The 14,846-nt window shown below is 60.2% G+C and carries 15 protein-coding genes; 3 read left to right on the top strand and 12 right to left on the bottom strand.

The genetic code is table 11. From position 1 onward, the window contains the following. Positions 1 to 5: 5 nt before the first annotated feature. The 5 genes from HX898_RS16545 to HX898_RS16565 all read right to left on the bottom strand — a co-directional run bounded on the left by HX898_RS16545 (position 6) and on the right by HX898_RS16565 (position 4,707). On the bottom strand, positions 6 to 848 hold the full coding sequence (locus tag HX898_RS16545; RefSeq protein ID WP_138330124.1) for a carbohydrate ABC transporter permease: 843 nt from the start codon (positions 846 to 848) through the stop codon (positions 6 to 8). After that, positions 845 to 1,768, bottom strand: coding sequence for a sugar ABC transporter permease (locus HX898_RS16550; protein WP_180195121.1), 924 nt, complete (start codon positions 1,766 to 1,768; stop codon positions 845 to 847). The genes HX898_RS16545 and HX898_RS16550 overlap by 4 nt, the downstream gene beginning before the upstream one ends. 11 nt (positions 1,769 to 1,779) lie before the next feature. Beyond that, positions 1,780 to 3,027, bottom strand: coding sequence for a sugar ABC transporter substrate-binding protein (locus HX898_RS16555; protein WP_180195122.1), 1,248 nt, complete (start codon positions 3,025 to 3,027; stop codon positions 1,780 to 1,782). A gap of 133 nt (positions 3,028 to 3,160) precedes the next feature. Continuing rightward, on the bottom strand, positions 3,161 to 3,952 hold the full coding sequence (locus tag HX898_RS16560; protein WP_138330119.1) for an SDR family oxidoreductase: 792 nt from the start codon (positions 3,950 to 3,952) through the stop codon (positions 3,161 to 3,163). Further along, positions 3,949 to 4,707 carry an FCD domain-containing protein gene (locus tag HX898_RS16565; RefSeq protein ID WP_138386737.1) on the bottom strand — a complete coding sequence of 253 codons (759 nt, stop codon included), beginning with the start codon at positions 4,705 to 4,707 and terminating at the stop codon, positions 3,949 to 3,951. The genes HX898_RS16560 and HX898_RS16565 overlap by 4 nt, the downstream gene beginning before the upstream one ends. Before the next feature lie 160 nt (positions 4,708 to 4,867). Here HX898_RS16565 and HX898_RS16570 point away from each other — a divergent pair, with 160 nt between their 5' ends. From HX898_RS16570 to HX898_RS16580, 3 genes are read left to right on the top strand one after another with little or no spacing between them, the layout of a single operon-like run. Further along, positions 4,868 to 6,013, top strand: a complete 1,146-nt coding sequence (locus HX898_RS16570; RefSeq protein WP_180195123.1) for a mandelate racemase/muconate lactonizing enzyme family protein — start codon at positions 4,868 to 4,870, stop codon at positions 6,011 to 6,013. A 58-nt stretch (positions 6,014 to 6,071) separates the two neighbouring features. Continuing rightward, on the top strand, positions 6,072 to 6,938 hold the full coding sequence (locus HX898_RS16575; RefSeq protein ID WP_138330663.1) for a DUF6772 family protein: 867 nt from the start codon (positions 6,072 to 6,074) through the stop codon (positions 6,936 to 6,938). Further along, positions 6,938 to 7,273: a hypothetical protein gene (locus HX898_RS16580; RefSeq protein ID WP_180195124.1), complete on the top strand. Its 336-nt coding sequence runs from the start codon at positions 6,938 to 6,940 to the stop codon at positions 7,271 to 7,273. Before HX898_RS16575 ends, HX898_RS16580 begins: the two co-directional genes overlap by 1 nt. A gap of 41 nt (positions 7,274 to 7,314) precedes the next feature. Here the strand turns inward: HX898_RS16580 and HX898_RS16585 are convergent, their stop codons facing one another. The 7 genes from HX898_RS16585 to HX898_RS16615 form a co-directional block, all read right to left on the bottom strand. Beyond that, positions 7,315 to 8,709 (bottom strand): FAD-dependent oxidoreductase, encoded by a 1,395-nt coding sequence (locus tag HX898_RS16585; RefSeq protein WP_180195125.1) that lies wholly within the window; start codon positions 8,707 to 8,709, stop codon positions 7,315 to 7,317. Between the two features lie 133 nt (positions 8,710 to 8,842). Continuing rightward, on the bottom strand, positions 8,843 to 9,646 hold the full coding sequence (locus HX898_RS16590) for an SDR family oxidoreductase (protein ID WP_180195126.1): 804 nt from the start codon (positions 9,644 to 9,646) through the stop codon (positions 8,843 to 8,845). Between the two features lie 258 nt (positions 9,647 to 9,904). Next, entirely contained in the window at positions 9,905 to 10,654 is a 750-nt protein-coding gene (locus HX898_RS16595) for a ribonuclease activity regulator RraA (protein ID WP_138330107.1), read from the bottom strand. Between the two features lie 20 nt (positions 10,655 to 10,674). Continuing rightward, a complete protein-coding gene (locus HX898_RS16600; protein WP_138386732.1) occupies positions 10,675 to 11,838 on the bottom strand; it encodes a mandelate racemase/muconate lactonizing enzyme family protein in 1,164 nt (387 codons plus the stop codon). Positions 11,839 to 11,871: 33 nt separating this feature from the next. Further along, positions 11,872 to 12,969: an ABC transporter ATP-binding protein gene (locus HX898_RS16605; protein WP_138386731.1), complete on the bottom strand. Its 1,098-nt coding sequence runs from the start codon at positions 12,967 to 12,969 to the stop codon at positions 11,872 to 11,874. 11 nt (positions 12,970 to 12,980) lie between these two features. Then, positions 12,981 to 13,871 (bottom strand): carbohydrate ABC transporter permease, encoded by an 891-nt coding sequence (locus tag HX898_RS16610; protein ID WP_138330101.1) that lies wholly within the window; start codon positions 13,869 to 13,871, stop codon positions 12,981 to 12,983. Then, positions 13,868 to 14,827 (bottom strand): sugar ABC transporter permease, encoded by a 960-nt coding sequence (locus HX898_RS16615; RefSeq protein WP_138330099.1) that lies wholly within the window; start codon positions 14,825 to 14,827, stop codon positions 13,868 to 13,870. The genes HX898_RS16610 and HX898_RS16615 overlap by 4 nt, the downstream gene beginning before the upstream one ends. Positions 14,828 to 14,846 lie beyond the last annotated feature (19 nt).

Consider the following 14,846-nt stretch of genomic DNA (forward strand, 5'->3'; position numbering starts at 1 on the left):
AATCCTCATCCCTTCACGCCTGATAGCGCAAAACTTTCGATGATCTGCCGCTGGGCGATCAGATAGACGATCAGGATCGGCACCACGGCAAGGCTGGTAGCGGCAAGCTGCAGGTTCCACAGCGGCAGGCCGTAGCTGTCGTTGAAGTTCGATAAGGCCAAAGGCAGCGTGAACATGTCGAGCGAGCTCAGAAAGATCAGCGGCTCCAGGAACAGGTTCCACGAGAACAGAAAGGTGATGATGGAAACCGCAGCCAGGGCCGGACGCGCCATCGGCAGCGCTATCTTCCACCAAACGCCGAAACGTGAGAGGCCGTCCATCTTGCCGGCTTCTTCCAGCTCCTTGGGCAGGGCCAAGAAATACTGGCGCATCAGGAACGTTGCCATCACCCCATGAGGGCCGAAGGTGGGCAGCAGGATCAACGGCCAGTGAGTATCCACCAAACCAAACCAGCGCATGAGGAAGAAGTTCGGAATGATCGTCACCTCCTCCGGCACCATGAGCGCCGAGATCAGAAAAAGCATCAGCAGCCCGGCACCGGCAAACCGCATGCGCGCCAGCGCATAGCCGGCCAGGGACGAGATGACGAGGGTGAGCGCCGTCACCACGATCGCGATGTAAAGCGAGTTGAAATACTGCCGCGCGAACGGCTGGTATGTGAACACTTCGACGAAATTCTGCCAGCGCCAGACGCGCGGAATAAGCGTCGGCGCGCCGAATATCTCGGTCACGCTCTTGAAGCCCGCAGACACCATCCAAACGAATGGGAAAACAAAAGGAATGGCGGCGATCAAGAGTGCGATCGTCCAGCACGTGCGGTAGAGGATCTGGACTTGGCGCTGGGTCACTCCGATCCCTTTCTCCGCAGCATCACTTGTACCAGGGTCAGCGCCATGATCATCACGAACATGATCATGGCGAGCGCCGAGGCATAGCCGACATTGAAGAACTTGAAGCCCTGCTGGTAAATGTAGAAGGCAAGCACAAGGGTGCCGTTTTCCGGGCCGCCGCCGGTCATCTGGTATATATGATCGAAGACCTTGAAAGAGCCGATTGTCGTGATGACCATGATGACCAGCGTGGTCGGCGCCAGCAACGGCCAGGTGATCATGCTGAAGATCTGCCGGCGTGAGGCGCCCTCCAGGCGCGCTGCCTCTTCATAGTCCCGCGGGATCGCCTGCAGCGCCGCAATGTAGAGGATCATGTTGAGGCCGACCATCTTGATGACGCGGGTGACGATGACCGCCGCCATGGCCCAGCTCGGTTCACGCAGCCAGTTTGGACCGGTGATCCCGACCAGCGCCAGTACCTGGTTGATGAAACCGCCTTCTCCCTGCAGTAGAAATTTCCATACGATCGCCCAGGCGATGGCCGAGGTGATGACAGGAGCGAAAAACACCGTGCGAAAGAACACGACCCCGAAAAACGGCCGGGAAAGGGCGAGCGCCAAGGCGAGTGCGAGCGCCATGTTGAGCGGCACGAGACCGATCGCGAAAATAACCGAATTGCGTACCACAAGCCAAAAGTCAGGGTTTTCGAGGAGCGCATTCTGAAAATTGGCAAGGCCTACGAAGGTGGCCTGCTGACTGAGCAGGTTCCATTCGGTCATTGAATAATAGACCACTGCGCAGAGCGGACCGAGGAAGAAGATGAGGAAGCCGATGAAGGTGGGGCTGACAAACAGCCACGCCTCCATCATCTCTCTCATCTTCAACGTCAGCCAGGTCTTATGGCCGGTTCGAATGGAGTTATGAACGGTATCGGCCATCTTCGTTCTGATCAAAGCAGCGGCTGGATTGCCGCGCAGATGCCCTTGATGGCGGCATCGACATCGGCATCCGGCTTCCACAGGGCATCGACGCGAGGCGCCATGGCGGCAAGGATCTGGGGCGCTTTTTCGTTGGCCGAGACCACCCGGCCCCTTTCTATCGCGGCAGCCACATTCTTCATCATCTCGGGCGGCACGAGCTTGTTGCCGTTGATGAAGGCATCGGCCTGCAGAACGCTCTTGCGGGCCGGCGGGAAGAACTGCGCCATGGTGGCGACATTTTCCTTATTGGTCATATGCGCCACGAATTCCGCGGCGATTTCCGTATTCTTGCCTTGGGCGAACACAACAAGACCGGCCTGGCCGATAACGGGTGACTCACCACCTGGGCCGGTGGGCAACGGTGCGATGCCCCACTTGAAGCCGGCTTCCGCCATCTTCGAAGCACGGGAAATCTGGTTGACCGTCATCGCCGAATTGCCGGAGAAGTAATCGCCCTGTTCGCCTGGCGGAACGATGGACTTGTCCTTGAAGACCATGTCATGCAGCTGCTTGACCGCTTTGACGGCTTCTGGCTTGTCGAAGCCGCATTCCTTGTTCGACCAGATATCGCCGCCATAGGCGCGGATTGGCGGCAGAAGGGCATGGGTCATGCGAGAGGCATAGCCTTCTCCATCCTTGAACTCGAAGCCCCATTTGCCGGGATTGGCTTGCGCGAGCTTCTTGGAGACTTCCTGGAACTTGTCCATGTTCCATTCGCCCTTGGCGGCGAGCGTCAGCGGGTCTTCGAGCCCAGCTTTGTCGAACATGTCCTTGTTGTAGTAGATCATGAAAGGCGAGGTGGAGAACGGAATGCCGTAGACCGTTTCGTCCTTCTGCCAGAGGCCCATGGCCGGCTTCGAGAAATCGTCGAAATCATAGCCTTCCGCCGCCTTGAGCGTCGGGCCGAGATCCTTCAGGAGATTGGCGTTTTCGAAAGCCGGAGCGGCATCCTCCATCATCCAGGCTATGTCGGGAGCATTGCCGCCGGCGATCTGGAAGGTCAGTTTCTGCGTGTAGTCGTTGACCGGCACGGTCTCGAACTTCACATTGACGTCGGGATGTGTGGCTTTGAAGCTCTCCGCGATGCCATTCAGCATCTTCAGATGAGCCTCGCTCCCGGTCCAGACCGTCATGCGGAGATCCGTCGCGAAGACGGCAGACGTCGATATGCACAATGTCAACGCGGATGCTGCGATACCTGCTAATGCGGCCTTCATGGTTTCCTCCCTTTTTGGTCGTTGGCAGTCAGCCTTCACCGACTGAATGCAAACGGCATTCGCCTGGAATTTTGGCTGCAAGCTGCGGCGGATGGTTCCGCCGCATGATCTCGAAAACCTTGCCGCAGGCCGCTCACCCGGCAGCGTGCGGAAGGCTCCCGGGCGCGTCTCCGATCGACCATCCTCCGTCGACCGGAATATTTGCACCCGTAATGTAGCTGGCAGCATCGCTGCACAAAAAAACAAACGCCCCAACCAGGTCCTGCGGCTGGCCCGGCCTGCCCACAGGGATCTTGGCGGCAACCGCTTCGCGGAACGCCGGGTCGCCGTAGCGCGCGGCATTGGCTTCGATCTCGATCGCACCCGGCGAAACCACATTCAGCGTGACGCCGCGATGGCCGGTTTCGCGCGCAATCGACCTGATCGCAGTCAACTGCGCCGCCTTGAGCGACGCATAAACAACCGTTTCCGCCCGCGGCCGCACCGCCATGACACTGCCTGTGGCGACGACCCTGCCCCAGCCCCGCTCGGCCATCGGTGGAACCAGCTTTGCCGTCAGCGTCAGCAGCGCCGAGAAATTCGATGCCACATGGGCGTTGACATGCGCCTCATCCAATTCCTGCCAGGGCCGCCGATGTTCGATGGCGGCATTGGCAATGAGGATATCGATCGGGCCGTATGTTTTGAGCACTTCATCGGCAAAAGCCCGCGTCGCACGCCCGTCGGTGAAGTCTGCTTCCAGTACCGGCGCTGTGCCGCCTGTCGCCCGGACGACCTCGCTCGCGCCCGTCTCATTACCGAAATGATGCAGGATCAGTTCCGCTCCATGCTCCGCAAGGCCAAGCGCAACAGCCCGGCCGATGCCGGAACTGGCACCGGTTACCAGCACGCGCCGGCCTTTCAGTGAGAAGCGCGCGGCGCTCATCGCTCGGCATCTTTCAACTTGTCGGCCACCTCGAGCGAGGCAATGTCGGCAGCTTCGAAATGCTCCCGGATTTTTTGCTCGGCGAGGTCGGCATTACCAACTGCAATTGCGTCGTAGATCGCCTGATGCCGGTCAATCGTTGCCCGCCAGTCAGCGTCGCTGCGATTGGCGCGACGTGAAAACAATTCCGACACCTCGCGCTGCACGGAACGCATGCTCTCCATGTGCACGCGGATCATGTAATTGCCAGTCGTCACGGCAAGGCCAAGGTGAAACAGGATATCGGCGGCGGTAAAGCCGGAAGGCTCCTGCACGGAAGCCAGCATGCCCGCCAAGCCCTGCCGCATGATCTCCAGACCTTCCGGATCGCGACGTTCGGCGGCGAGCCGGGCAATTCCCGTCTCGACGACGCGGCGCATTTCATTGGCTTCGCGCAGCCGCTTGAGACTGGAACGCACCGCGTAGCCGTAGATTTTGTCCATCGAGTCGCCGCTAAGCGCCTTGGCGCGGGCAACCTTGCCTTGTTGGGTGAAGATCAACCCGGCTGCCGTCAGCTGGCGAAGCGCCTCACGGGCAATCGGCTTCGAGACACCGAACTCCCTGGCGATCTCCCCTTCGGGCGGCAACGGCTCGCCAGGCGAGATGCGCCCATCAAAGAGCGCGGCGGCAATCGCATCGGATACCCCATCCGCCAACCGCGAAGGGTTCGGCGGCTTGGAGGTGAAAACGGGTTTCCTTTCGGGAATTTCGGTCATTTCGATCCTCATATTCACAAAGCTAACATGCAGTTTCCAACTTAGCAACTAGGTTTATCAGTTGCCAAGTCACCAACATCTAGCTAGGAATAACAGACACGCCCCAAAGCAGCGAGCAAAACCAAGAGCAGCGAACAAAACATTGGGAACGAAAGAGCCGATGGATTCTGTGCAACGTTCGACCGGACCGGCGATCCTCATTTCAGATGTCGTCGCTCATCCGCTCAGCCAGACGCTGCCCAAACCGACCGTCACGTCCTGGGGTACCTATCACAAGGTCTCGATGGTTCTCGTCGAGGTGCGCACCGATGCCGGCATCGTCGGCGTCGGTGAGGTGCTGGCCCGGTTTTCGCCCAAGGCCTATGCGGAACTGATCGAAACCTCTTTAAAACCACGGCTGATCGGACAGGACGCACGCAACATCGGCGCACTCTGGCAATCCATGCGGCGCTCGCTGTCAGGCCGCGCCGGCGGCATGCTGATCGAGGCGATCGCCGGCGTCGACATTGCTCTGTGGGACATCATGGGCAAGGCCGCGGGCATGCCGATCGCCAAGCTGCTTGGCGGCATCGGCCGGGAAACGATCGAGGTCTATGCCGCCGCCGTAAACTGGGTCGACGATGCTGAGGCGGATCGCGAATTGGAGCGCTATATCGGTGAGGGATTCCCGCGCATCAAAGTCAAGATGGCCAATCCCGTCAAGGAAGCCTGCCGGCGTATCGAACGGCTGCGCAAACGCGCCGGCGACGATATCGAGCTCTGTGTCGACGCCAACTGGGCCTATGATCTGGACCAGGCGATCGAAGTCGGCAGGGCACTTTCGGCCAACGGTTACTTCTGGTTCGAGGAGCCGCTGGCGCCGGAAAACGAGCAAGGCTACGAAGAACTGCGCAAGCGCTGCGGCGTACCGCTCGCAGCCGGAGAGAGCAACTTTACCGCCGATCAGGCGCAGCGTCTCGTCGCCAACCGCACCCTTTCAATCCTGCAGCCAGATATCGCCCGTGCCGGCGGCATATCCGAAACACGGCGCATGGCCGACTATGCCGCCCTTCATGATGTGGCCTACGCCCCGCATATCGGCATGTCCGGCATTATCTGCGAGACGGCCAGCGCGCATCTTGCGGCCGCCCTTCCGAATTTCCGGGTGATGGAATGCGAATGCGATCTTAGCCCCTTCAAGCGCGACCTGGCCGATCTGGCGCCAGGCTGCCTGCGCCAGAAGAATGGCCAGCTCGACGTGCCGACACGGCCGGGTCTCGGCATCGAAATCGATTGGGAAGCCGTCAAACGGCTCCGCATACAGTGAGGTCAACGCCACAATGACGACATCAGCCCCCTCTTCCACAGCCGACATGATGGAAGCCATGAGGCTCGGCATGCTTCGCGCGGATCCGGCGCTCAGCCGTTTCGATCCTCTGCCGCGTATCCTGTCCTTTGACGATTTTTCGCGCGGGCATTGCGGCTGGTCACAGTTGGTCGGCAATTACGAGGACAGCCTCGACGTCATGCTGCCGGGCTTTGCCCAGCACTCGAGCGCCATGCTCTCAACGCTCGGACATTGGGATGCAGGATCCCACGGCGGCATGGATTCGTCCTATGCGCTAAAGATCGCCACGAAGGCAAAACCGGGTGCCCAGAACGTTGCAATCAAGCGTCACACCTTCCGCAAGCGCGGGCCGATCCGTTTCGAGATTTTTTTCACGTTCAAGCCGGAGGCGACGGAACTGAAACTATCGGAAACCGACGTGCGATCGATCGGCTTCCTGTTCGACCTGCAATGCGGCGATCGGGACGGAGACGGCGAGCGGGTTATGCCACATCTGCGCTTTCTCAATGCACTCGACGGCAAGCACCTGCAGAAATGGCAGTACAAACGTGAGACCACGGTCTTCACCGCCATTGGCCGGGAAGACAAGACCGTAAGCCACTATCACCTGGCGCCCGAGGGCTGGCTGGACCTGCCGGATGGTGAACAACGGCTCTGCTACAATGAGATCCCGACGAAGGTGAACTGGAGCTATATGCGTTTCGATTTCGACCTCGCCTCCATGAAGGCCACCGGCTTGCAGTGCAACGACCGGAATTTCGACGTATCCGGCTTCGAGTCGATCCGGATTCCGGCGATGAAAAATCTCTGGTGCATGCTGAACTTCTGCCTGTTCGCCGAGACAGATGTCGCCAAGCGCGCGTTTCTCTACGTCGATTCCATCTGTATTTCAGGGGATTTTTGATGCTTCCCGAAAACATCACGGCGGTAATAACCCGCAATGAGTGCTGGAGCGGCGACGCCGCGAGCGAACCCTATGAGGCCGGCTGGGCGCATGAAGCCGTGTTCTTTATTCGGGCATTGAAGCCCCCCGTCGGCGCTGCACCCAAGGGCTGGGTGGAAATCTCGCCTGACGGCATGCACTGGGTTCGAGAAGGAACGGAATTCGCCATGCCCGGCGAACAGGACGGCGTTGCCGTGGCCCGGCTCAACGCCTTCGGCAATTGGCTGCGCGTTGCAACCCGCTTTGCCGATGGCGCCGAATGCACCGTGCTGGTGACCCTTCATCTGAAGGCTTGATTTGAGAAACGCGGGTATCGCTTCCCCGCTTTCTCTTTCCGTCAGCCAAGATAGGCGCCCTGGGCCAGAAGTTCCCTGCGCAAATCCGCGTAGTCGACATGTCGGGGGCTGGCCCTGTTGCCGACCGAAAGTGCTGCGGCAACACCGGCCGCCTGGCCGAGCGCAAAACAGGGCGGCATGACGCGAATGGCGCTGAGCGCCTCATGTGTCGCCGAAACCGCGCGGCCGGATACCAGCAGGCCCTCATGAATGCGCGGCAGCATCACCCGGTAAGGTATCTGGTAGATATTGGCGGCATCGAGCCCGTCACCACCGGTACCACCACCCGAGCCTGTGGGGTCGTGAATATCGAGCGGATAGCCGCACAACGCCACGACATCTTCGAAGGCGCGGCCGGAATGCAAATCTTGCAGCGTCAGTTCGTAGGCGCCATCGATCCGTCGGGTTTCCCGCACGCCGATCTGGGTTGCCGTGTCTCGCAGCTCCACCTGTTCGAAGCCGGGCAGATTGTCGCGGAAGAAATCGAGCAGCGCTACGGTCTGCTCCCGACCTTCGACTTCGGCAAGCGAGAGCTCAAGGGCGTCAGCCCCATTGCGGCGCAACACGCGGCCGGTATTGATGCGCCAGACGCCCGGTTCCATGGTCCTGTAAAGGCCGATGCCGCGGCGAGGCGCGGGAAAGCGGCCCTCTGCCGTCGCCTTGGCGACGATCGAGGCGAAAGGCCGAAAGTCCTGCGGATGCGCGCGAATATAATCCTCCACCACCTGGTCATCGACGTTCTGCACGCGGAAGAACAGCGTCTGCGGCTGGGAAAGGCCGTCGCTTTCCCGCCCCTGACGGGTATGGACTCCGGCATAATGGGCGACATCGCCGTCAGCCGAGCAATCGACGACGACCTTGGCACGAACGCTCCTCAGCCCACCCTTGCCGGCGCAAACAACACCGAGCACCCGGGGATTGTCCGCATCATGGTCATCGACGATGGCATCGACGACCATGGTGTGCAGCAACAATTCCACGCCCGCCTCGACGCACATGCGCTGCGCCGCGACCTTCGCCGCCTCAGGCTGGAAAGGGGTCACCTTGTCGTGGCCGTAGACGATGAAGCCGCAATAGGCCGAGCCTGCCGGGATCGTACTCGGATGCAGCGCGCCGCCGAGCGCCATCATCCGCTGAACGAATTCTTCGTAGATACCGCGGATCAGTTGCTGGCTGCCGTCGAGCGAATAGGAGGTCATGCAGGGGCCGACGAGGCCCGCCGTGAGGTTGCCGCCGAGGAAGCCGTAGCGCTCCACGAGGCGTACCCGCACGCCAAGACGTGCCGCCGCCACCGCCGCCGATAATCCCGATGGTCCGCCCCCGATGACGAGCACATCGACATCATCGAGTTCGGGAATATCGGCCGAATAGGCGTAACGGCGAGCTGTCTGCTGCATAGTTTTATCCCCTCCCTAGTCTAGAGCATTATGCCGAAAAGTGTGCGCGGTTTTCGGACGACATCATGCTCTATTCCCTTGATTTAGATCAGGATTCAGATTTCAGGCCGATCGGGCCCAAAATCATCCTGATCTAGCGGAACATCGATCCGCCATCGACATCGAGCGCAGCACCGTAGGTAAAGCTGGCTGCATCCGAGCACAGGAACATGATTGCAGCCGCCATATCCTCCGGCCGCCCCATGCGCCGCATCGGCAGATTGCCGGCGATGCGGTCCTTCAGTGACTGGTCGATATGGGAGTGCATCGGGGAATCCGTCGGCCCGGGGTTCAGCGCGTTGATGCGGATCTTCTTGCCCGCAAGTTCCCGCGCCACCGACTTGACCATCGACAGGGTCCCGGCTTTCGATGCCGCATAGGCGGTATCGGCAATCAGCCCGCCGCCGCCATGCACGCCAGCATCCGAGGCGATACAGACGATGTTGCCGCCATCGGGATTGTCGAGCATGCGTTTGACCGCCGCCTGTACGACGAAGAAGGTGCCGAGCAGATTGACATCGAGCACGCGGTGCCAATGCGCCCGATCCTGCTCGAATATACGCTTGGCTGTGATGATCGCCGCACACGTCACGACGTTATCGAGACGCGCGAGATTGGCGTCGCAATAATCGAAGGCCTTGTCGATGCTCTCCTGATCGCTGACATCCACCGTCACGGTGTGAACAGCCGCGCCGCCGTTGCGCAGCTCCGCACCGTAGCGCTTCAGCCCCGCCTCATCACGATCGGCCATGACGACTTCCGCGCCCTTGCTGGCGAAGGCCCTTGCAGTTTCAAGACCCATTCCGCTCGCGGCGCCCGTGATAAGGACGCTTCGGCCCGCAAAACTACTGTCGGAAAAAGTGGCGTAAGCTCGAGACATCGTCGCAGCGTCCTTCATTAACGGCAGGCCCAACAACCAGTCAGCAGGCTCGCGCTCTGTTAGTAACGTAGCAACTATGTTATATAGTTGTAAAGCGCAATGTGGAGGCGATACACCGTCTGGAAAACAGAGTTTCGCGTGGCAAATACTCAGGACGGCGGGAGACGGCGGGAGCAAACCGTTGATCGCGCTGCGGCGAAATTCGACTCCCTATTTTTTGCGTAGACGTCGGCAATACCTCAGAAGGTTCGCGGCCCGCCGAGGGTAATCAGTAGGCTAACTTCGGTTCTCCAAGCGGTTTGTTTTGCGCCACTCTTCGTACTCTCCGCGGGCATCGTCATGCAGCGGATAGTAGCGCTGCAACGACCCGCCCTCCATAAGCTTCACTCGCGAGAACTCCTCCCAATCGTGATGCCTTTGCGATTCTTCGATTACCTTCGAGGCCATTGCGACCGGAAGCACCACAACCCCGTCGTCGTCGGCGACGATGATGTCGCCGGGGATGACGGTGACACCGCCGCAGGCAATCGGAACGTTGACGGCATTGGGGTAGATGCTGGTCTGCACATGGTAGTTGGGCGTCCAGCCGCGCAGCCAAAGGGGGAGATCCAGCTTCTCGACATTGGGCCGATCGCGCATGCAGCCATCGATCACGATGCCAGCGCCGCCTCTGCCTTTGAAATAGGTCGACATCATATCGCCGAAGACGCCCGAACTCATATCGCCGCGCGCGTCGACCACCACCACATCGCCCTCCTGCGCGTGATAGAGCACGTGCCGGTGCAACTGCGTCTCCGGATCGGCATATTCTCCCTCGGTGAAGAGGTCCGGCCGTTGCGGCATGAACTGGAGCGTCAGCGCCGGCCCGACGATCGACTTCCCGCGGTTCTGCGGTACGGGACCGACCATGTGCGGATTGCGGAAGCCCATGTGGCCAAGCGTGCCGGCAACCGTTGCGGCGCCGATTTCCTTCAATGCGTCGATCATATCTTTGGGCGGTCGCGTAATGTCGGGAGTATGCGTCATTTTAGACTCCGGTGGATGAACTACCAGTTCGTAACAGAACCGTCGCGGCGCTTCAGGTGAGGTGCTTCCCAGAACCGAAAGCTCTCCGCCTTGACCGCCTCTTCGTTGACCTCGACGCCGAGCCCCGGCAGATCGCTAACCGGATAGTCGGGGCCGTCGAGCCGTGGTTGCACGGGGAAGAAGTCGGAATTGTCGAAGCCGAGCTTTGCTTCGGGCGCCCTGGTCTCGAGCCAGGCGAAATTCGGCACCGCGGCGGCGAGATGGATGGTCGCGGCCGTGCAGACTGGGCCGAGGGGATTGTGCGGCATCAGGTCCACATAGTGTGCCTCGCTCCAGCCAGCCACCTTCATCGCTTCAGTGAGCCCGCCAACATTGCAGACATCGAGCCGGTTGAACTGATGGATGCCACGCTCGATGTAGGGCAGGAACTGCCACTTGCTGGCAAATTCCTCGCCGATGGCGAACGGGATGTCGGTCATCGTGCGCAGGGATTCGTAGGCCTCCGGTGTCTCGTCGCGTATTGGCTCCTCGAGGAAATCAAGCACGCCGCGGCCGAGCTTGTTACAGAAGCTCGCTGCCTCTGCCACCGACAACCGATGATGATAGTCGATGCCGAGGACGACGTCGTCGCCCAGCGCCTCGCGCGCCTTGTTTAGCATGCTTGCTGTAGCGCCGATCGATTCGCGCGGCTCAAAGATATCCTTGCTGTTTTGCCCGATGGGGAAGAAGCGGATCGCCTGCCACCCCTGTGCGCGTAGTTCGCGGGCTCGTTCGATGGCAACATCGCCCTCGGCCTCGTCACCGGTGGAGGCGAAGGTAGGAATGCGGTCGCGCTGCTTGCCGCCCAACAGATCGTAGGCCGGCACCCCCAGCGCCTTGCCCTTGATGTCGTGAAGGGCAATGTCGATGGCGGAAATCGCCGCCTGCAGAACGCGCCCGCCTTCGAAGTATTGGCTACGATAGACTTCTTGCCAGATCCGACCAATCTGCATCGCGTCGCGGCCGATGAGAAACTCGCGATAGTGCTCGATCGCGCCGGCCACGGCCTTCTCGCGACCGCTCAAACCGCTCTCGCCCCAGCCGAAGATGCCGTTGTCAGTCTCGACCTTGACCAGCATCTGGTTGCGCGTTCCTACCCATACTGGATAGGGCTTGATCGCCGTGATTTTAAGCTTCGTAGTCATCCACGCCCTCGTTTCACACGCATCCGCTTGGTCTCAGTTGGCCTTGAGGGCCATTTCTGTTTCGCCGTCGAACAGATGCATCCGCTCCTGGTCGAACTCGAGCCAAATCTGCTCGTCGGGCGCAACGGAAATAGTCGGCGGCACGCTGACGTTGACGATGGCGCCAGACAGGAACGCCTGTACGAAGGTGACGTCTCCGGTCGGCTCCACCGTATAGGCCTTGGCAGGGATGCTTCCTGGCACCGCACTCTTGTGCAACTTGATCGCCGAGTGACGTGCGCCGAGCACGACTTTCTTGGTTGTTGCCCTCGCGACCTTCTGAGCGTTTTCTGGCGAGAGCTCGAAGTGCCAGCCCTCCGCGCTGGTCAACACAGTGTTGCCGCTTGCCGTTGATGCCTCCAGCGGAACAAGGCTCATCGCCGGGCTGCCGACGAAGCTGGCGACGAACATGTTCACCGGATGGGCGAAGACCTGCGCCGGTGAATCGTATTGCTGCAGGTAGCCGCCGTTCATCACCGCCATCCTGTCGGCCATAGTTACCGCTTCGAGCTGGTCGTGGGTCACGTAGATGATCGTCGCCTTGAGGTCCTGGTGGAAACGCTTGATCTCTGAGCGCATCTGCACGCGCAGCTTCGCGTCGAGGTTGGAGAGTGGTTCATCCATCAGGAATACCGCCGGATCGCGAACGAGGGCACGGCCGAGCGCCACGCGCTGCTGTTGCCCGCCGGAAAGTTCGCGTGGCTTGCGCTCGAGCAACTGCGTCATGTCGAGCACGCGCGCTGCTTCCTTGACCTTCCTGTCGATCTCGTCCCTTGGCAGTTTGCGCATCTGCAGCGGAAACGCCAGGTTTTTGTAGACCGATTTCTGCGGATAGAGCGCGTAGTTCTGGAACACCATTGCGATGTCCCGGTCCTTGGGGTCGAGGTCGTTGACCACCCGGTCGCCGATGACGATGTCGCCAGATGTGATGGGGATGAGCCCCGCCACAAGATTGAGCGTGGTTGTTTTGCCGCAGCCTGAAGGGCCGACGAGCGCAACGAATTCGCCGTCGTTGACCGTCAGCGAAACATTGTTGACAGCTTTGAAGCTGCCATAGGTCTTGACCAGATCGTTAAGGACCACGTGGGCCACCGGCAACTCCTCTAGTGCTTGACTGCGCCTTCCGTGAGGGCGCGTACGAAGTATCGTTGCAGGACGAGGAACAGGACCACGACGGGCACGCTCATCATAAAGCTGGCCGCCATCAGGCCCGGAAAGTCCGTCGTATTCTCCGAGAAGAAGCGCTGGATGCCGACCGGCAGTGTCAACTGCTCGTTCTTGGAGAGGAAGGTGTAAGCGTAGATGTATTCATTCCACGCGCCGATAAAGGAATAGATCGCCGTGGCGATGATTCCTGGCGTCGAGAGCGGCATCACGATCAGGACAAAGGCCTGGAACCGCGTCGCGCCGTCGATGCGCGCCGCCTGCTCGAGCTGCACCGGGATGTTGTCGTAGAAGCCCTTGAGAAGCCAGATTGCCAGCGGCAGGCCAAATGTGAGGTAGGTGAGGACGAGCGACGCATGCGTGTTCACCAGCCCGATCGCGCGCATCAGGATGAAGAGCGGCACGAGAAAGATCACCGCCGGGAACATGTTGCGAAGCAAGACGGCGAAGAACAGAAAGTTTCGGCCCGGGAAGGTGAAGCGCGAAAACGCGTAGGCCGCAGGTACTGCCACGATGACCGAAAGGATGGTCGTGGCGGTGGAGACGAAAAGGCTGTTCCAGAAGAAGCGCAGGAAGTCCTGGCCGACGCTGTTTTGCGGATCGAGCAGCTTCTCGTAGCTGGCAAGGGTGGGTTGGTCGGGCCACCATTGCGGCGGGAATTGCATGGCCGCGAAGCCGGACTTGATCGAGGTGATCAGCATCCAGATCATCGGCAACGCGGTGTAAAGCATCATGAACACGAGGAAGATGCGTCCGCCCCACCGCCATCCGTCGATGCGCATACGGCGACGGGCCTTACCGCGAAGAGCAGTCTCGGCAATCGTGCTCATGCGCTCCCATCCTTCCGCTCGTTGCCGCTCAGCGCACGGACGTAAAAGTAGCCGAACGACATCAGGATCAGGAACAGCAGCACCGAATAGGCCGATGCCACCCCCCAGCGCTGGCGGCCGAAGGCGAGCTCATAAATGTGAGTGATCCAGATATGCGATGCGTTCGACGGCCCGCCGCCGGTCATGATCCAGGGGATGATGAATGAATTGAAGTTGGCCACGGCCAGCAGAAGGATCGTCACGGTCGAGACGTTTCTCAAATGCGGGAAGGTGACGTGCCAGAACCGCTGCCATGCATTGGCTCCGTCGACTTTTGCAGCGCGCAGCAACTGATCGGGAACCGTCTGCAGGCCAGCCATCATCATGATCATGGCAAACGGAAACTCCCGCCAGATATTGACGACGATCAGGGAGGGCAGCACCGTGCTGACGCTGTCGATGAAATTCGGCGGCCTGTCGGCCAATCCGAGGCCGACCAGCACCGCGCCAATGATCCCGAAGTCCGAATGGTAGATCCACTTCCAGATATAGGACGCGGCGACCGCGCTGATGACCCAGGGAATGATCAGGATGGCCCGCAGGATACCGCGGCCGACAAAGTCGCGATGAAGCGCCAGGGCGCAGGCAAACCCCAGGACAAATGAGATCAAAGTGGATCCAAATGTCCAGATCAGAGTGTTCGAGGTGACTGTCCAGAACACCGGACTTGTGAGGATAGCGGTGTAGTTGTCGAGGCCGATAAAAATCTTGTCCCGGAGCTGCAGGCCAGGCGGTGTGTTGAAGAACGACAGCTCGATCGTGTAGTAGATCGGATAGGCTATGACGATGAGCATCACGGCGATCGCGGGAAGCACGTACGCGTAGTCAGCGCGATGCTCCCAAATCTTTCGCAGCACGCCAGACCCCTCGGGTTGCAGTTTTCGGCGCGCCTCGGCCTTGCCAGTCAAGATGGTCACTGTGCCCTGCCCTTATTCT

The organism is Rhizobium sp. WYCCWR 11128 (assembly GCF_013416305.1).
Lineage (GTDB): Bacteria > Pseudomonadota > Alphaproteobacteria > Rhizobiales > Rhizobiaceae > Rhizobium > Rhizobium indicum.